The following is a 16,754-nucleotide window of genomic DNA, read 5'->3' on the forward strand; positions in this document are numbered from 1 at the left end:
TTCACGGGATTTCGCCCAAGCCTTGTTCGCTGAAGCGCCTCGGGCGCCCGAAAGGCCGCCCGGCGCGCTTGCCGGCCGAGAACGCCGGCCGCCTCAGAGCATCCCGAGCGCCTGCATGTAGGTCTCCAGGATGGTCTCCTGCTCCTGGCGCTCGTTGGCGTCCTGCTTGCGCAGGCGCACGATGGTGCGCAGCGCCTTGACGTCGAAGCCGTTGCCCTTGGCCTCGGCATAGACGTCACGGATGTCGTCCGAGATCGTCTTCTTTTCTTCTTCCAGCCGCTCGATGCGCTCGATGATGGACTTGAGCTGGTCCTTGGCAAATCGCGTTGCGGGCTCATCCTGAACGGCGGCAGACGTGGTGGCCATCGCGTACTCCTGAAATGGCAATGAAATGTCGCGCGAATACGCGCCACGCGCACCGCTTGCTGCGGGCGACCCTCGATTTTGGCGCACGTTCCGTCAAGGAAACATCGCGCTCATCCACAGCGCGCCCACAGGAGATGCAGGCGGCCACGGAACTGACGTCACACAGGCTGAGATTTAATGCCCGCTTTGGGCCTTCTTCATCGCCGCGAGTTGCTCCGGCGTCGCGCTGCCCTGATGCTTCGCCTTCCATTCCTCATAGGGCATGCCGTAGACCGCTTCGCGGCTCTCGTCCTTGCTCACGGCAAGGCCCTTGGCGTCGGCTTCTTCCTTCATCCAGTTGGACAGGCAGTTGCGGCAGAAGCCGGCCAGGTTCATCAGGTCGATGTTCTGGACGTCGGTCCGGTTGCGCAGATGATCGACGAGGCGCCGGAAGACCGCGGCCTCGAGTTCTGTTCTGGTTTTGTCGTCAATGCTCATCTTCGTGATCCCGGTGTGTCGCGCGCTCACCATATTGATATCAAGTGGGAATTGTCACAGATTTTGCCATATCGGCGCGCAAAACGGACCTGTCCGGCCGGATTTGCCATGGTCCCGCAGCATGGCAAATGGGCGCCCGCCCGTTGACAGCGCCTGCCGGGCACGCGAAATCGATAATGATTTGATATAGCTTCGCCGCATGAGCCCAATAGATTCTCCCGCCTCAGCTCCCCGCACCATCCGCCTGATCCTGGCCGGCATCCTGCCGGTGCTGGCGCTTGTCGCGACATGCCTGTGGACGAGCCCGGCGGCCGCCGATTTCCGGCTCTGCAACAACACGTCGAGCCGGGTCGGGATCGCGCTCGGCTACAAGGACGCCGAGGGCTGGACCACCGAAGGCTGGTGGAACGTGTCCTCGCGGACCTGCGAGACCTTGCTGCGCGGCAACCTTGTGGCGCGCTACTACTACATCTACGCTCTCGACTATGATCGCGGCGGCGAATGGTCCGGCCAGGCCTTCATGTGCTCGCGCGACAAGGAATTCACCATCAAGGGTACCGAGAATTGCCTAGCGCGCGGCTTTGACCGCACCGGCTTCTTCGAGGTCGACACCGGCGAGCAGCGTGCATGGACCGTCCAACTGACCGAAGCCAACGAACAACAGCCGCAGAAAGTACCGGGAATGCCGGGCGGCGTGGGCCCAGGAAGCCCCGGAGCGATGCCGGGCCTGCCGAACCCGCCGCCGGGCGCAGCGCCTCCGGGCGCGTCTGGTCTGCCGCCAGCCGCACCACCCGGAAGCAAACAATGAGACGACTGCGTCGAATCAAGATCCTCGCAACGCTCGGCCCGGCCTCCTCAGACAGTGCGATGATCCGCAAGCTGTTCGAGGCGGGCGCCGACGTCTTCCGCATCAACATGAGCCATACCCCGCATGACAAGATGCGGGAGCTGGTCAAGACCATCCGCAATGTCGAATCGAGCTACGGCCGGCCGATCGGCATCCTGGTCGACCTGCAGGGGCCGAAGCTGCGGGTCGGCGCGTTCGCGGAAGGGTCGACCCAGCTGAAGAACGGCCAGAGCTTTATTCTGGATTCCGACAAGTCGCCGGGCGACAACAGCCGCGTCCAGCTCCCGCATCCGGAAATCCTCGCCGCGCTCCGGCCCGGGCACGCGCTGTTGCTCGACGATGGCAAGGTGCGGCTGATCGCCGAGGAAACCTCGCCCGACCGCGCGGTGACGCGCGTCGTGATCGGCGGCAAGATGTCGGACCGCAAGGGCGTCAGCCTGCCCGACACTGATCTGCCCGTCTCCGCGATGACCGCAAAGGACCGCGCCGATCTGGAGGCCGCGCTGCCGGAGGGGATCGACTGGGTCGCGCTGTCCTTCGTGCAGCGTGCCGAGGACGTGATCGAGGCCAAGAAGATGATCCGCGGCCGTGCCGCCGTGATGGCCAAGATCGAGAAGCCGCAGGCGATCGACCGCCTCGCCGACATCATCGATGCGGCGGACGCGCTGATGGTGGCGCGCGGCGATCTCGGTGTCGAGCTGCCGCTGGAGCGGGTGCCGAGCCTACAGAAGCAAATGATCCGGATGGCGCGGCGCGCCGGCCGGCCCGTGGTGGTCGCGACCCAGATGCTGGAATCGATGATCCAGGCGCCGGTGCCGACGCGCGCCGAGGTCTCCGACGTCGCCACCGCCGTCTACGAAGGCGCCGACGCCATCATGCTGTCGGCGGAATCGGCCGCCGGCAAATTCCCGGTCGAGGCGGTCTCGACCATGAACCGCATCGGCGAGGAAGTGGAGCGCGACCCGACCTATCGCAGCGTGCTCAACGCGCAGCGCGTCGATCCGGAGCCGACGGTGGGCGACGCCATTGCCGACGCCGCGCGGCAGATCGCCGAGACGCTCGATCTGTCGGCGATCATCTGCTGGACCTCTTCGGGTTCGACCGCGATCCGCGTGGCGCGCGAGCGGCCGAAGGTCCCGGTGGTCGCGATCACGCCGAACCTCGTCACCGGCCGAAAGCTGGCGGTGGTGTGGGGCGTGCATTGCGTGGTCGCCGAGGACGCCCATGATCTCGACGACATGGTCGACCGCGCCGGCTCGATTGCGTTCCGCGACGGTTTTGCCAAGGCCGGCCAGCGCGTCATCATCGTCGCCGGGGTGCCGCTGCGCGCGCCCGGCACCACCAACATGCTGCGCATCGCCTCGGTCGGCCCGAACGGCGACGCGCAGCTCTAACGTGCTCCGCCGTGCTTGGGGCGCGGCGCTCAGCCCTGCAACGACGCGTCGAGCGTGATCTTGGTGTTGAGCAGTTTCGACACCGGACATCCGGCCTTCGCCTTGCCGGCGAGTTCCTGGAACGCCGCGTTGTCGGCGCCCGGAATCTTCGCCGACAGCGTCAGGTGCACCGCGGTGATGGCAAAGCCGTCGCCGACCTTCTCCAGCGTCACATCGGCCCTGGTCTCCATGTGCTCGGCCGTGAGCTTGGCTTCGCCCAGGATCAGCGACAGCGCCATTGTGAAGCAGGCGGCGTGCGCCGCGCCGATCAGCTCCTCGGGGTTCGAACCGGGCTTGCCCTCGAAGCGGCTGGCGAAGCCATAGGGGTAATCCGAGAGCGCGCCGCTCTTGGTCGAGATCGCGCCCTTGCCGTCCTTGATGCCGCCCTGCCATTTGGCCGAGCCGTGGGTCGTCGTCATGCGTTGCTCCGTGAGGTGGTTGTGCCCAGCCCCGAAACTACAACGCCAATGCGACAGAAGCGTTCGCTGTGCTCCCGGCGCCAGAGCGTTTTCGAGCGAACTGGACGCCGGTTCGCGTGAAGAAAACGCGTCAAAATAACAATCCAGAGCTTCGGTTCGATCAGAACCGAAGTGCTAGGCGCCGACCAGCGCCTTCGCCGGGGTTGTCGCCTGCACCACGAGGCCGCGGGCGCGCGCATCCATGACGCCGACCGCGCGCAGCGCGAGCAGCGTCACGGTTTGCACCGCATCGCGCAGCTTGATCGGATCGTCGAGATTGGCCGGCGCCAGCGGGCCGAGCAGCGCTTCGTGCAGCGCGCCGAGCAAGGCCGTGGCGGCCAGCGCCGTATCCTGTGCCGGCAGATGCCCGGCACGCACGGCGGCGTCGATGCGCATGGCAAGCTCGCCGGAGATATCGCGGCGGCTGGCGAGGCGCGAGGCGGTGACGTCGACATCGACAGGCTCGGCCAGGATGCCCCAGGCGAGCTTGCGCTGCGACAGCACGTGGACCGCAATCGTCGTCACCGCGGTGGCCAGCGCCGACGACGGTCCGGGCGCGGCATCAGCGGCGCGCCGGATCGCGGACAATTCGTCGCGCGAGACTTCCGTGATCAATTCCGAGATCAGCTCGGCCTTGGACGGGAAATAGCGATAGACCGTCCCGGCCGCGACGTTAGCCCGCACCGCAACGGGTGCGATCTGGACCGCCGCCATGCCGCCCGCTGCCGCCGCGTCCCGCGCCGCCGACAGGATGGCGCTGCGCCGGGCGGCCAGCCGTTTCACGACCTGATGAGTTCGCCGGTAGACCATGGCGTTCCGTCCCCCACCGTGCGCCCCGGCCGGCGCCCACCGGCAGAACACACGCGTCTTCAATGTTTTGGACGATTGATCCCGCAATCGTCTGAAGAAGTGAACAACTATTCAGACTGGTTGACAAGCTGGAATTGTAGGGATTTTTTACAACCGCCGATGCCACCTCTGGTTGAGCCGGCGGCGCTTCGGCCAGCGTCGGCCACGGGATGTAGTGACCCGCTGCTCGCGGTTGGCGGCTGCGATCACGTCGGAGCATGATCGAGATAGTAAATCGCGCGCTAACATGATCGCTCGAAATCGAGACGTCTGATCTCGCGCTGGTCCACGATGTCGCGGCCGCATTTACCCGAATTTATCGGTAGCCATGGTCGAGTGCGCATAAGCGCCACGCGTGGCGTTGTCTCTCGATGCATCAGGCCGAAACCAGAAAGCGCATGTCACTCTCCGTCACCAGTAGCGTGATCACCCGCAGCGCGGCACGAGGATTGGTGCCGCTGTGCGCCGCCGTGGGCGCCTATCTGTTTTATCTCTCGGCCGGCGAGATCCTGCTGCGCGATTCCGACACGATGTGGCAGATCAGGATTGGGCAGTGGATCCTCGAACACGGCGTGATGCCGACCACTGACGTGTTCTCGTTCACCCGCTATGGCGAGGCCTGGATCTCAAGTTCGTGGCTGTCGCAAGTGGTGTTTGCGCTGGTGTACGGCGGAGATTGGGCCGGGCCAGTGATCCTGACGTCGATCGCGATCGGCGCGACGGTCGCGATCTTTCTCAATCTCCTGAGCCCGTATTTCGATCCGGCGCGTGCAGTCCTGATCACGGCGCTGGCGCTGCTGCTGTCGACGATCCACTTCTTCGCGCGGCCCCACGTGCTGGCGCTGCCGGTGCTGCTGGCGTTCATCGGCGGCCTGATGGCGGCCGCCGACCGCCGCACCTCACCGTCATGGTGGCTGCTGCCGCTGATGGCGCTGTGGGCCAATCTGCATGGCGGCTTCGTTCTCGGCCTGGCGCTGATCGGACCGATCGGGCTGGAGGCCATCTGGAACGTGGAGCCCAGCCGCCGCCGTCAGTTCATCGTGCGATGGGGACTGTTCGGCCTCGCCGCACTGGCCGCGAGCTGCGTGACGCCCTACGGCTGGAATAGCCTCCTGGGTGCGACGAAGATCCTCAGCCTCGGCAAGCTGCTGACGCTGATCGGGGAGTGGAAGCCCGCGGATTTCAGCAAGCCCAGCTTCTTCGAAGCCACGCTGCTCGGCCTGATCGGCCTGATCTGCTATCGCAGGCTGACCCTGTCGGTGCCGCGGATCCTGCTGCTGCTCGGCCTGATCTGGATGGCGCTGAGCCATGTCCGCAACATCGAGGCGTTCGCGTTCATCGCCCCATTGGTGCTCGCCAAGCCTATCGCCGAACAATGGGGAATGGCGCGCGCTGCAGCGTCCCGCTTCGAGGAGACCCGCGCGATCCCCGTCGTCACGATCCTGGCTGCGATCGCGATGGTGATCGGAGCGTGGGTGACGACGACGATGTTCGTCGCGCAGCATCAGTTCAAGTTCCTGCCGCAGTTCTCGCCCGTGGCCGCGGTCGATGTTCTGCAGCAGCACAAGGCGCAGCGCGTCTTCAGCACCGCGCCGTTCGGCGGCTACATGGTGAGCCGCGACATGAAGGTGTTCATCGACGGCCGCGCCGAGCTCTATGGCGAGCAATTCGTGCTCGACTATTACGATGCGCTGGACGCCCGCGACGTCGGCCAACTGCTCGGCCTGCTCGACAAATACCGGATCGACACCACGTTGCTGAGCTCGGACTCTCCCGCCGGAAACGCGCTGGACCATCTGAAGGGCTGGAAGCGGCTGTACAAGGACGACATCGCCGTCATCCATGTGCGATCGGACGAGACGAAGGCTGGCGCGGTCCCGGCAGGCGAGAGCGCGAAGTAGGCTGCGCTGTCGCGTTCTCCTGAAGCGCACTTCCGTCACCCTGAGGAGCGCGAAGCGCGTCTCGAAGGGTCGACGGCCACCGGCCGGGCCGTGCATCCTTCGAGACGGCGCTGCGCGCCTCCTCAGGATAACGGGATCGTGTAGAGCATGGACTCAGGCGCCGCTCAATTCCCCGTCTGAAGCTCGCCGAAGCGATCCCAGGTTTTGCCGTTGAAGCGCATCAGCTGCATCTGGTCGACCGGCACGTGGTCGGACGGCGAGGTGTTGACCTTGATGCCCGGCAACAGCATCGGCAATTCCAGGTCCTTGATCGCAAACGCCTGGCGCAGGATGTTCTCGGTCGAGAGATCGTCGCCGCAGGCCTTCAGCACCGCCTCCAGCACCATCGCGCTGTTGTAGGCGTTGACATAGTTGGTGTCGTGCTGATCGCCATCGGGCAAATATCTGGTCATGAATTCGCGCCAGCCCTTCACGCCGGAATCGTCCTTCCACGCCGGATCGTCCGGGTCCTTGACATAGGCCGTCGAGATAATGCCGGTGCCGGCTGCATCACGGTCGAAATCCACACCGCGGTGTTGGAGAGGAAGGTCATCGGCCGCCAGCCGATCTCATAGGCCTTGCGGATCGACTGCGCTGCGAATTTCGGCGTCGCGGCGATCACGAAGACATCGGCGTTGGTCGCCTTCAGCTGAACGATCTGCGAGTCGATGGTTGGCTCAGTGATCTCGTATTTCGCAACGGTGACGACGGAATCATATTTCTCGCCGAGCACGTCCTTCAGGCCGGCGAGATAGTCGCCGCCGTAATCGTCGTTCTGCGAGATCACCGCAAATCTCGCGTTCGGATTCATCGCCAGCGCATAGCGCGCGTAGAGCCGCGCCTCGTAGCGGAACGGCGCCTGCACGCCCATCGTCGCCTGCGGGAATTGCGTGATGTCGCCGAATTTCGAGGCGCCGGAGGCCAGGAACAGCTGCGGGATGTTCTTGCTCTGCAGGTACTTTGCGATCGCGGTGTTGTGCGCGGTGCCGATCGAGGAGAAGATCATCGCTACCTCGTCGCTCTCGACAAGGCGGCGGGTCTGCTCCACCGTCTTCGGCGTCGCGTAGGAATCGTCCAGCGAGATGAAGTTGATCTTGCGGCCATTGATGCCGCCGCGCTCGTTCAGCATCCTGAAATAGCCGGCCTCACCCTTGCCGAGCGCGCCGAACGCCGACACCGGCCCGCTATAGGGCATGGTCTGGCCGATCCTGATTTCGGTTGATGTGACACCGCGCATCTCGGCGGCGAATGAAACTGTGGGCAGCAGCAGGAACGAAATGGCGCCAAGCGCGCCGAATGCCTTGCGCATCGGCCTCCCCTCCCCTCTTTGTTGCCGCGCGTCTTGGAGGACGCGGCCGTGCCGTTGAATGGCTTGGCGCGAGGATGCCACGGCCCCCCGACGCAGGCCAAGCATATTCGCCGCGACGATCTCAGCGCTTGTCGCGCTCCTTGAGAGGGATCACGAATTTCAGTCCCGACCAAACCGCATCGACGGCGCAGACCTTGACGTCGACCAGGCCGGACGCGAGCCCGGCCTCGCGCACGACCGTGTCGTCGAGATCGGTCGCGACGCCGGACGTCTTCTTCGGCCACGACACCCAGATCATGCCGCGAGGTGCGATCGCCTCGCGGTAGCGCCGCAGTTTGGCGGCGAGCCCCTTGGCCTCGGCGGCGAACAGATGCACGGCATCGAGCGGCGCCCGCGCTGTCTTCGCGATCCGCAGATCGGCGGGCAGTTCGCCGATGATGTCAGGATAGGAAACAGACAGCCCGTCGACAAAAATACAAAAGCCCGGCTTGAGGCCGAGCTTTTGCACAATCGGTTTGCCGGAACTGCCGGCCATGGCAGGCGAGGCTTATGCCTGCGGCTGCGGCTCCATGCCGGTGTCCGGATCGGGACGCGGGCGCGGCTTGCCGGCGGGCGGCACTGCGGATGCGCGCGGCGTCGAGGGCTCCAGCACCGACTCGCGGTTGGGCTTCTTGCCCTTCAGCAGGTCGATGATTTCGTCGCCGGTCAGCGTCTCGAACTCGAGCAGGCCCTTGGCGAGCGCCTCGAGATCTTGCCGCTTCTCGGTGAGGATCTTGGTCGCCTCGTTGTAGCCTTCCTCGACCAGACGCCTGATCTCGGAGTCGATCTTCTGGACGGTCGCCTCGGACGCATTCTGGGTGCGCGAGACCGACATGCCCAGGAACACCTCGTCCTGGTTCTCGCCGTAGGAGACGGTGCCGAGCTCTTCCGACAGGCCCCAGCGCGTCACCATCATGCGGGCCAGGCGGGTCGCCTGCTCGATGTCGGAGGCGGCGCCCGAGGTCACCTTCTCGCGGCCGAAGATCAGCTCTTCCGCGACACGGCCACCCATCATGATGGCGAGGCGCGAGGTCATCTGCTCCAGCGACATCGACAGCTTGTCGCGCTCCGGCAGCTGCATCACCATGCCGAGCGCACGGCCGCGCGGAATGATGGTCGCCTTGTGGATCGGATCGGTCGCGACGACGTTGAGGCCGACGATGGCATGGCCGCCCTCGTGATAGGCCGTCAGCAACTTCTCTTCCTCGGTCATGACGAGCGACTTGCGCTCGGCACCCATCATCACCTTGTCCTTGGCCTCTTCGAACTCGGCCTGCGTCACCATCCGCTTGTTGCGGCGGGCGGCGGTCAGCGCAGCCTCGTTGACGAGGTTCATCAGGTCGGCGCCCGAGAAGCCCGGTGTGCCGCGCGCGATGGTCTTGAGGTTGATATCCGGCGCCAGCGGCACCTTGCGGACGTGAACCTTGAGGATCTGCTCGCGGCCGACGACGTCCGGATTCGGCACCACGACCTGGCGGTCGAAGCGGCCGGGACGCAGCAGCGCGGGATCGAGCACGTCGGGACGGTTGGTCGCCGCGATCAGGATCACGCCCTCGTTGGCCTCGAAGCCGTCCATCTCGACCAGCAACTGGTTCAGCGTCTGCTCGCGCTCGTCGTTGCCGCCGCCGAGGCCGGCGCCGCGATGACGGCCGACGGCGTCGATTTCGTCGATGAAGATGATGCAGGGCGCGTTCTTCTTGGCCTGCTCGAACATGTCGCGGACACGGCTCGCGCCGACGCCGACGAACATTTCGACGAAGTCAGAACCGGAGATGGTGAAGAACGGCACATTGGCCTCGCCTGCGACCGCGCGCGCGATCAGCGTCTTGCCGGTGCCGGGAGGGCCGACCAAGAGCACGCCGCGCGGAATGCGTCCGCCGAGCCGCTGGAACTTGCCGGGGTCGCGGAGGAATTCGACGATCTCCTGCAGATCCTGCTTGGCCTCGTCGACACCCGCGACGTCCTCGAAGGTGACGCGGCCATGCGCCTCGGTCAGCATCTTGGCGCGCGACTTGCCGAAGCCCATCGCCTTGCCGGCGCCGCCCTGCATCTGCCGCGACAGGAAGATCCAGACGCCGATCAGCGCGATGAACGGCAACCATGAGACGAGCAGCGAGACGAACCACGGCACGTTGTCGCCGGGCGCCTTCGCGGTGATCTGCACCTTGGCGTCATAGAGGCGCTTCACGAGCGTCGGATCGCTCGGCGCGTAGGTCTGGAAGCTCGTGCCATTGTTGAAGGTGCCGTGAATATCGGGCCCCTGGATCACGACATCACGGACATGGCCCTGATCGACTTCAGTCAGAAGTTGCGAGAACGAGATGTCCGAGGACGACGAGCGCTGGCCAGGATTCTGGAAAAGCGTGAACAACGCCAGCAACAGCAGGACAATGATGACCCAGAGGGCGAAATTCCGCAGATTGGCGTTCATGGTCTTCCTTCGTGGTCGCGCGGATCGCGGCCTCTCTCTATCCTTGGGCAGGCTCTGTTGGAATCCCCAGGGAATCCATCCCGTCGATGGCATACAATCTAGGTGCCGCTGGGGTCGATGCCAAGGGAACCACGCATGACTATTTACCGCATCCTAGCGCGATTCCCGGTCAAAAAATGGCGCTAAATCCCGTGTTTTCCGGGGGTGGTTAAGCCTCTTTGCCGGATTATGACAGCGATTGAAACAATCGAACCCGGCTCAGCGGGAACGCGCCCGGCGCGGCGGCGCCGGCCCGATCCTGATACGACCGCCGCCGACGCTGATAACGGCTCCGGCAAGCGTCTGTTTCAGCTTCGGTTCGCGCTTCCCGAGGGCCTCATCGACGGCGGCGAGCAGGGTTTCGACCTTGCCGAGTTCGGCCGGGCCCTCATGTCCGATCCGGTCGATCGCGCGCTTGAGAAGGCGAAGCCGGATTTCCTCAGGCATCGCCGCGAACAGTGCCGCCTCGAAGCCGTTGCGCGGGTTATCCTCGCTTTTCAATGCAAGATTGTGCTCGGCGCCGTCGACCAGCACCTCCAGGGCGGTGTTGGCGCGCGCGATCCGCGCGGCAAGCCGTGCCAGGTTCCGCGCATCGCCGCCCTCCTCCGCCAGCACCGGCATCAACGCGCGCAGCCGCGGACGCGTGAAAGCGGGATCGCGATTGGTCGGATCGTCGGCAAAGCCGATGCGCGCCTTCTTCAGCGTTGCGATCAGCTCTGCCTTGGAGATTTCGAGCAGTGGCCGCGTCAGCCAAACGCCGTCGCGAGCGGTCTCGCGCGCCATCGCCGAGAGGCCCGCGATGCCGCTGCCACGCAGCAGCCGCATCAACAGCGTCTCGGCCTGATCGTCGCGGGTGTGTGCGGTCAGGATGTGCGTGGCGCCATGCTTGCGCGCAGCCTGCGCGAGCAGGCGGTAGCGGGCCTCGCGCGCGGCCGCCGGCAGGCCGGTCCCGGGTTTGGGCCCGCTCCAGCGCAGCGTTTGATGTGGCAGGTCGAGGCTGTGCGCCAGCCGCTTGACGTCGCGCGCCTCGCGCGCCGCTTCAGGACGCAGGCCGTGATCGACCGTGACCGCCACCAGCCGTGGTCCGCGCGCGAGCGCGCGGCGCCAGCGCGCGGCCAGCCACATCAGCGCGACTGAATCGGGACCGCCGGACACCGCGAGCACGATCGCCGGCGCGGACGAAAGGCCTGCGAACAGGCGCTTGGCGTCCCTTGCCGGGATGGCGGATTGATCGTCGGGCATCGCAAAACCAGCATGTCACGAGGAGGCCGGACGTGGCCTCCCGCATCTGGTTTAGCACTTCACGCGCTTCTGCTCGCGGTCAACCGCGGCTTTGACCCCGCCGGACGCGCGCGGGTACTTTCGCGTGATCTCGCCGAACGCGGCGCAGGCGGCTTCCTTCTCCTTCAGCGCCGCCAGGGACTGCCCGAGCCGCAGCAGGGCGTCGGGCGCCTTCGCCGACTTGTCGAACTTGGTGGTCACGCCGAGGAAGGTTTCGGCAGCGTCGCGATACTGCTGGCGCTGGAAATAGCTTTCGCCGAGCCAGTATTGCGAGTCCGCCACCAAGGGATCGCTCGGATACTTCGTGGCGAAGTTCTTCATCGTCTCTTCGGCGAGCGCATAGTCCTTACGCTGCATGTAGCCGATGCCGAGGTCGAACTCGTCCTTCGACGTGGCCGACGGCGGCAATGTGGTCAGGGCCGCGCTCGCGCCGGGCGCCCGCGGTGGGCTGGTGTTGCCGAGATCGAGCGGCTCGCCCGCCCCGCGGCCGCCGGGAGCACCGACCGCCGCTTCGCCTTGCATTGGCATCTGACCACCGCCAAGCGCGCGCGGGGCGCCCGGGGCGTTCGGGTTCTGACTTGGATCAAAGGCGTCACCGCGACCGCGTCGGCCGGGCGCCGCCGACGGCGCCGGCTCCTGCACGATCGGCGCAGGCGCGGCGATCTGCTGCTGGTCGTAGCCGCCTTGCGGAGGCCGACCATAGCCAGGCTGAGCTTGCGGATAGGCCTGCGGCTGCTGCGCCGGCGGCACCGCCGCGACGCCGGGCTGGGCCGCCGGAGGCTGTCCGCCCGGGCCGGGCGGCTGGCCGCCGAGCTGGCGCAGCCGCTCCTCGAGCTGGCGGTTGCGGTACTGCAACTCCTCGTTCTGCCCGGTCAGCTGCCGCAGCTGATTCTCGAGCCGCTCGATCCGCATTTCGGCATCGGAATCGTCGGATTGGGCAAACACTGGCGAGGAAACGGCGAACAGCGCCGCGATCGCCGCGGCGGTGGAAAGGAAATGAAGCCTGGATGACATTTTGCCCTGACGACGAGATCGACGTGAAAAGCGAGCGACATTGAGGGACGGAGTACGCCAGAATTGTGACTGGCACTTCAAATCCGGGACAGCGCCGCGGACACCGGTTTAGTACGACGCCGGAACAAGCAAGCGGCCAATTGCGCGCAGCTTCGTTCATCAAGATGACGGCGCCTCAGTGTTTCCTGCGGCCAAAACAAAACCGGCGCCCGAAGGCGCCGGCTTGGAAGAATTCATTCAGGCTCGCGTCAGGAGCTGGCGTTCAGCACGGTGACAGCGCGGCGGTTCTGCGACCAGCAGGAGATGTCGTTGCAGACCGCGACCGGGCGTTCCTTGCCGTAGGAGATGGTGCGCATGCGACTCGGATCGATGCCGCGCGAAGCGAGATAGGAGCGGACCGATTGGGCCCGGCGGGCACCGAGCGCGATGTTGTATTCGCGCGTGCCGCGCTCGTCGGCGTGACCTTCGATGGTGAAGGAATAGCGGTTATAGGTCTGCAGCCACTGCGCCTGCTTGTCGAGGGTCGCGGTCGCCTGCGGGCTCAGATCGGTCTGATCGCTCTCGAAAAACACACGGTCGCCGACATTGACCACGAAATCCTGCTGGCTGCCCGGGGTCGCTGCGCCCCCAATTGCGCCATTGGCGTCCAGCGGGTTCTTGTTGGCGCAGGCACCCATCGACAGCGCCACCGCCAGAACCGCGGCCAGCTTCATACCCTGGAGGATACGCATCTGATATTTCATTCCGGAGCCTCCACGCTCACGCTCTTCGTACTGGTCCATTGGGTCTACAGGGCGATGGTTAAGCGAACGTTCCGTCAACCTTGACGAGACCTTGCTGGACCCCATCAAATGCCGCGCAATGCCGAAAAGCGCCCCCGATGGTTAATGGGTGGCAAATGTGGCGCGATGGTGAAGGGAAGGCAAGGTTCGCGGGAACCGGCCGCTTTTGCAGGACAATTTGGCCTGCGCGCAACAGTCGATGGACGCCAGATCGATCAGATCGCCGGTGTGCTCAGGGATTCGGCACGATCGAGGCGCGCTCGAACGGCCGGACGATACCATCGGGCTGCAACTGGCCTTCCCGGTCGAACAGCATCCGCCGCTCGAACGCGCTGGAGCGCAGGAACGGATAGCGGGCGAGCACACGCTCCCGCACCGACGGCAGATGCGAGGCCATCAAGCCGACCGGCTTCACGAGCCCGGGATAGAGCCGCGCCTCCGACCAGGTTTCGTGCAGGAACACCCGCCGGTAGAACGCCATGTGCTCGGGCCGGACCGGCGCCAGGCCGTAATCGGCATTGAAATGCACGCCGGCGGTCGAGCCGAGACGCACCGTGACATAGGGCAGTTCCGGATTGTTCCGCGCCTTGTCGGGATCGGCAACGAAGCGCGTTGAATCGATGAAGACCAGACCCTGATCGAGCTTCGGCTGCAATATATCGCCGAACACATCGAGCGTCGGCGAGGTGCGCCACTCCGGCGTCACCACGGTGATGCGAATCGAGCTGCAGAGTTCGCCGTGAAGATAGACGCCGAACACCCACGCGTTCGGTGCCTCATCGAACCGATCGACCACGCGCTCGTCCGCCGACGGCCGGATCGCGCCTTCGCGCAGATAGGCGCGATAGCGGAGGCGGTAGATCTCGTCTTTCTGTTCCGGGGTCTGAGCGAGACGGTAGTCGACTTGATCCAGAGGGTCCGCAAGCCTTCCTGTCGCGGGCTTGATGGCTTCGGCCGCGGACCTCATTTAGTACTCCCCTGAACAACCCAACAACTTCAACGCGAGCCAAAAGATTAACAGCTTCTTAATTTTCGTCAAAGCAATCGCGGCAATACAGTTAACCCCTGACCGCAAGGGTGCACTTCGAATCGTGCAGTCGAAGGTTCTCACAACTATCGATTGAAGGCCTTGGCGCCGGATCAAGCGATCGAGCGCGACGGAACCACGTGCAACTGCTCGTCGGGGCGGCGGCCGTGCGAAGCGTTGAGCAGCTGGCGGATGCGCACCGCGGGAACCGGCCGGCTGAACAGGTAGCCCTGTGCTTCGGTCACCGCGCCGTCGGCACTGATCAGTTCCAGCTGCTCGTTGGTCTCGATGCCCTCGACCACGACCGACATGCCGAGATCCGCCGACAGCCGCGCCACGCCGCGCAGCAAGGTGAGCGGGCGATCGCTGTCGATGCCTTCGAGGAAGGAGCGGTCGATCTTGACCTTCTGCAGCGGGAAATTGTGCAGGTAGCTGAGCGACGAGTAGCCGGTGCCGAAATCATCCAGCGAGATCCGCACGCCGAGCGAACGCAGCTGCGACAGCACGTCGTGGGTCAGCTCGGTGTTGTGCAGCAGCGAAGATTCGGTGATCTCGATCTCGAGACGGTGCGCCGGCAGGCCGGAGACCTCGAGCGCGTAGCGCACCTCGCTCAGCACATCGCGCTGATGGAACTGCTGCGGCGAGAAATTGACCGCGACGCTGACCGCCTCGGGCCACTTCATGCACTCCATGCAGGCCTTGCGCAGGATCCAGCGGCCGAGATCGACGATCAGGCCCATGTCCTCAGCGACCGGGATGATGTCGACGGGAGAGACGGTGCCGCGCGCCGGATGGTTCCAGCGCAACAGCGCCTCGCAGGTCGAGACCTTGCCGGACTTGAGGTTGATCAGCGGCTGGTAGAACAGCTCGAATTCCTCGTTGGCGAGCGCCTTGCGCAGATCGAGCTCGAGGATGCGGCGGGCCTCGACGGTTTGCGCCATCTCGTCGCGGAAGAAGCAGAAGGTGCCGCGGCCGTCGGCCTTGGCGCGGTAGAGCGCCATGTCGGCGTTCTTCAGCAGCGTATCGGCGCCGACGCCGGGCGCGGTCATCGCGATGCCGACGCTGGCGCCGATCTCGACCAGATGGTTGTCGATCTTGTAGCGCTCGCTGAGGCGGTCGACGATGCGCCGCGCCAATGCGGCGGCGTCCTCGTGCGAGTGGATGTTCTGCTGGAACACGACGAACTCGTCGCCGCCGAACCGCGCCACGAAATCCTCCGGCCGCAGCATCTCGCGCAGCCGTTCGGCAACCGCGCAGAGCAGCTGGTCGCCGCAGGGATGGCCGAGCGTATCGTTGACCTGCTTGAACTGGTCGAGGTCGACGAACAGCAGCGCGGAGCGGTGCTCGCCGTGCTGCATGGTGAGCAGCCGGCCGATCTCGTCGCGGAAATTGACGCGGTTGGGCAGTGCGGTCAGCTCGTCGTAGCGCGCGAGGTGGCTGATCCGGGCCTCGGCGTCCTTGCGCTCGGTGATGTCCTCGACCAGCACGACGGTGCCGCCGCCGGCCATCGGCTGGAAGGTCCAGTCCAGCGAGCGGTTCTTGGCGGAATCGGGGTCGCTGGTGACGATATCGCCGCGCTGCGAACTCTCGATCTCGTACAGGATCTGCTGCGCGGCCGCGGCCGAGATCGAGCCGGACAGGACGCAGGCATTGCAGATGTCGGTCGCGCTGGCGCCGCGCTGCACGAAGTCGTCCGACAGCTGCATCATCTCGATGAAGCGGTGGTTCATCACCGCAAGGCGGCCGTCGGCGCTGAACATGCACAGGCCGTGCGGCATGTTGTTCAGCGCGGTATCGAACTGGCCCGCCAGCGCGGCCTCGCGCTCCTTGGCGATCCAGGCGTTGACGTAGATCCGCTGCAGGCTGGTCGTGAGGTGGCGAATGGCGCTGAAGAACACCAGGCTGAGCAGCGCAAGCGCGATGTGATAGGGACCGCCGACATACATCAGCGCCGCGATCAGAGGACCGATCGACATCAATAGATGCAGGTGGAAGATCTGCGGCCGGCCAAAGGTCCGTCCGACCCCCGCCGAGGTGTAGGCGACCACCGTGGTCACGCACAGCATGTGGGCGGCGGCATCCTTGGTCGTGAGCAGCACGGCGGAGCCCCACAGGCCGAGCGCAATGCCGTAGGCTAGGCTGCCGATCCGGTAGCGCTTCTCCCACGCCTCGGACTCTTCGACGGTGAGCCGGGAATTGCGCTGCTGGTAGCGGTACATCTGCCACGCGCGCGCCAGACCGACCACGATGAACAGCGGCACGCACAGCCAGGACAAGAGATTGCCGGTGACAAACGCAATCACGGCGCCCGCAATGGCGGGGCCGAAGGCGCCGAAGATCATGGGCGCGGGGTTCATGAACAGGGAATCGACCAGCGCCGCGGAGATCGTCGGCGACATCGATCGGTCCGGTTCTCCCGTCTGACTTGCAAACTGCATTGTGAGAGCGCGCGTCCTTTTCAG

14 protein-coding genes and 1 pseudogene are annotated in these 16,754 nt (G+C 65.3%); 3 read left to right on the top strand and 12 right to left on the bottom strand.

From position 1 onward, the window contains the following. Positions 1–93: 93 nt before the first annotated feature. Together V5279_RS39505 and V5279_RS39510 are read right to left on the bottom strand one after the other, a co-directional pair. Positions 94–366 carry a DUF2312 domain-containing protein gene (locus tag V5279_RS39505; RefSeq protein ID WP_029085502.1) on the bottom strand — a complete coding sequence of 91 codons (273 nt, stop codon included), beginning with the start codon at positions 364–366 and terminating at the stop codon, positions 94–96. Between the two features lie 174 nt (positions 367–540). After that, a complete protein-coding gene (locus V5279_RS39510) occupies positions 541–843 on the bottom strand; it encodes a DUF1244 domain-containing protein (RefSeq protein ID WP_029085501.1) in 303 nt (100 codons plus the stop codon). A gap of 199 nt (positions 844–1,042) precedes the next feature. On the opposite strand from V5279_RS39510, the gene V5279_RS39515 reads away from it, so the two are divergent. Both V5279_RS39515 and pyk read left to right on the top strand, forming a co-directional pair. After that, on the top strand, positions 1,043–1,651 hold the full coding sequence (locus V5279_RS39515; protein ID WP_035978686.1) for a DUF1036 domain-containing protein: 609 nt from the start codon (positions 1,043–1,045) through the stop codon (positions 1,649–1,651). After that, positions 1,648–3,084 (top strand): pyruvate kinase, encoded by a 1,437-nt coding sequence (gene pyk, locus V5279_RS39520; protein WP_166302720.1) that lies wholly within the window; start codon positions 1,648–1,650, stop codon positions 3,082–3,084. The genes V5279_RS39515 and pyk overlap by 4 nt, the downstream gene beginning before the upstream one ends. A gap of 29 nt (positions 3,085–3,113) precedes the next feature. Here the strand turns inward: pyk and V5279_RS39525 are convergent, their stop codons facing one another. Further along, the gene (locus V5279_RS39525) at positions 3,114–3,542 is read right to left on the bottom strand and encodes an OsmC family protein (RefSeq protein ID WP_029085498.1); all 429 of its coding nucleotides are present in this window, start codon (positions 3,540–3,542) and stop codon (positions 3,114–3,116) included. 174 nt (positions 3,543–3,716) lie between these two features. Further along, the gene (locus tag V5279_RS39530) at positions 3,717–4,391 is read right to left on the bottom strand and encodes a TetR/AcrR family transcriptional regulator (protein WP_029085497.1); all 675 of its coding nucleotides are present in this window, start codon (positions 4,389–4,391) and stop codon (positions 3,717–3,719) included. Between the two features lie 437 nt (positions 4,392–4,828). Here V5279_RS39530 and V5279_RS39535 point away from each other — a divergent pair, with 437 nt between their 5' ends. Next, positions 4,829–6,331 carry a hypothetical protein gene (locus tag V5279_RS39535; protein ID WP_338692265.1) on the top strand — a complete coding sequence of 501 codons (1,503 nt, stop codon included), beginning with the start codon at positions 4,829–4,831 and terminating at the stop codon, positions 6,329–6,331. 164 nt (positions 6,332–6,495) lie between these two features. Here V5279_RS39535 and V5279_RS39540 read toward each other — a convergent pair. From V5279_RS39540 to V5279_RS39575, 8 genes and pseudogenes are all read right to left on the bottom strand, one after another. Further along, positions 6,496–7,679: pseudogene (locus tag V5279_RS39540) on the bottom strand (ABC transporter substrate-binding protein). A 121-nt stretch (positions 7,680–7,800) separates the two neighbouring features. After that, a complete protein-coding gene (locus V5279_RS39545; RefSeq protein WP_338692266.1) occupies positions 7,801–8,214 on the bottom strand; it encodes a DUF3052 domain-containing protein in 414 nt (137 codons plus the stop codon). A 12-nt stretch (positions 8,215–8,226) separates the two neighbouring features. Continuing rightward, complete coding sequence (gene ftsH, locus V5279_RS39550) at positions 8,227–10,149, bottom strand: ATP-dependent zinc metalloprotease FtsH (RefSeq protein WP_029085493.1); 1,923 nt, start codon at positions 10,147–10,149, stop codon at positions 8,227–8,229. Positions 10,150–10,407: 258 nt separating this feature from the next. Beyond that, positions 10,408–11,430, bottom strand: a complete 1,023-nt coding sequence (gene tilS, locus V5279_RS39555) for a tRNA lysidine(34) synthetase TilS (RefSeq protein ID WP_338692267.1) — start codon at positions 11,428–11,430, stop codon at positions 10,408–10,410. A 51-nt stretch (positions 11,431–11,481) separates the two neighbouring features. Further along, complete coding sequence (gene ybgF, locus V5279_RS39560) at positions 11,482–12,483, bottom strand: tol-pal system protein YbgF (protein ID WP_338692268.1); 1,002 nt, start codon at positions 12,481–12,483, stop codon at positions 11,482–11,484. A gap of 248 nt (positions 12,484–12,731) precedes the next feature. Continuing rightward, positions 12,732–13,226 carry a peptidoglycan-associated lipoprotein Pal gene (gene pal / locus V5279_RS39565; RefSeq protein WP_029085490.1) on the bottom strand — a complete coding sequence of 165 codons (495 nt, stop codon included), beginning with the start codon at positions 13,224–13,226 and terminating at the stop codon, positions 12,732–12,734. 271 nt (positions 13,227–13,497) lie between these two features. Then, complete coding sequence (locus tag V5279_RS39570) at positions 13,498–14,232, bottom strand: N-acyl amino acid synthase FeeM domain-containing protein (RefSeq protein ID WP_338692269.1); 735 nt, start codon at positions 14,230–14,232, stop codon at positions 13,498–13,500. 173 nt (positions 14,233–14,405) lie between these two features. Next, on the bottom strand, positions 14,406–16,730 hold the full coding sequence (locus V5279_RS39575) for an EAL domain-containing protein (protein ID WP_338692270.1): 2,325 nt from the start codon (positions 16,728–16,730) through the stop codon (positions 14,406–14,408). Positions 16,731–16,754: the final 24 nt, after the last annotated feature.

The organism is Bradyrhizobium sp. 26S5, from assembly GCF_036923295.1.
Taxonomy (GTDB): Bacteria; Pseudomonadota; Alphaproteobacteria; order Rhizobiales; family Xanthobacteraceae; genus Bradyrhizobium; species Bradyrhizobium septentrionale.

Excerpts from the sequence above, each read along its gene's own strand:
- V5279_RS39515 (WP_035978686.1), top strand. The coding sequence starts at position 1,043 with ATGAGCCCAATAGATTCTCCCGCCTCAGCTCCCCGCACCATCCGCCTG.
- ftsH (WP_029085493.1), bottom strand. The coding sequence starts at position 10,149 with ATGAACGCCAATCTGCGGAATTTCGCCCTCTGGGTCATCATTGTCCTG.
- V5279_RS39525 (WP_029085498.1), bottom strand. The coding sequence starts at position 3,542 with ATGACGACGACCCACGGCTCGGCCAAATGGCAGGGCGGCATCAAGGAC.
- tilS (WP_338692267.1), bottom strand. The coding sequence starts at position 11,430 with ATGCCCGACGATCAATCCGCCATCCCGGCAAGGGACGCCAAGCGCCTG.
- pal (WP_029085490.1), bottom strand. The coding sequence starts at position 13,226 with ATGAAATATCAGATGCGTATCCTCCAGGGTATGAAGCTGGCCGCGGTT.
- V5279_RS39505 (WP_029085502.1), bottom strand. The coding sequence starts at position 366 with ATGGCCACCACGTCTGCCGCCGTTCAGGATGAGCCCGCAACGCGATTT.
- pyk (WP_166302720.1), top strand. The coding sequence starts at position 1,648 with ATGAGACGACTGCGTCGAATCAAGATCCTCGCAACGCTCGGCCCGGCC.
- V5279_RS39535 (WP_338692265.1), top strand. The coding sequence starts at position 4,829 with ATGTCACTCTCCGTCACCAGTAGCGTGATCACCCGCAGCGCGGCACGA.
- V5279_RS39570 (WP_338692269.1), bottom strand. The coding sequence starts at position 14,232 with ATGAGGTCCGCGGCCGAAGCCATCAAGCCCGCGACAGGAAGGCTTGCG.
- V5279_RS39575 (WP_338692270.1), bottom strand. The coding sequence starts at position 16,730 with ATGCAGTTTGCAAGTCAGACGGGAGAACCGGACCGATCGATGTCGCCG.
- V5279_RS39545 (WP_338692266.1), bottom strand. The coding sequence starts at position 8,214 with ATGGCCGGCAGTTCCGGCAAACCGATTGTGCAAAAGCTCGGCCTCAAG.
- V5279_RS39530 (WP_029085497.1), bottom strand. The coding sequence starts at position 4,391 with ATGGTCTACCGGCGAACTCATCAGGTCGTGAAACGGCTGGCCGCCCGG.
- V5279_RS39510 (WP_029085501.1), bottom strand. The coding sequence starts at position 843 with ATGAGCATTGACGACAAAACCAGAACAGAACTCGAGGCCGCGGTCTTC.
- ybgF (WP_338692268.1), bottom strand. The coding sequence starts at position 12,483 with ATGTCATCCAGGCTTCATTTCCTTTCCACCGCCGCGGCGATCGCGGCG.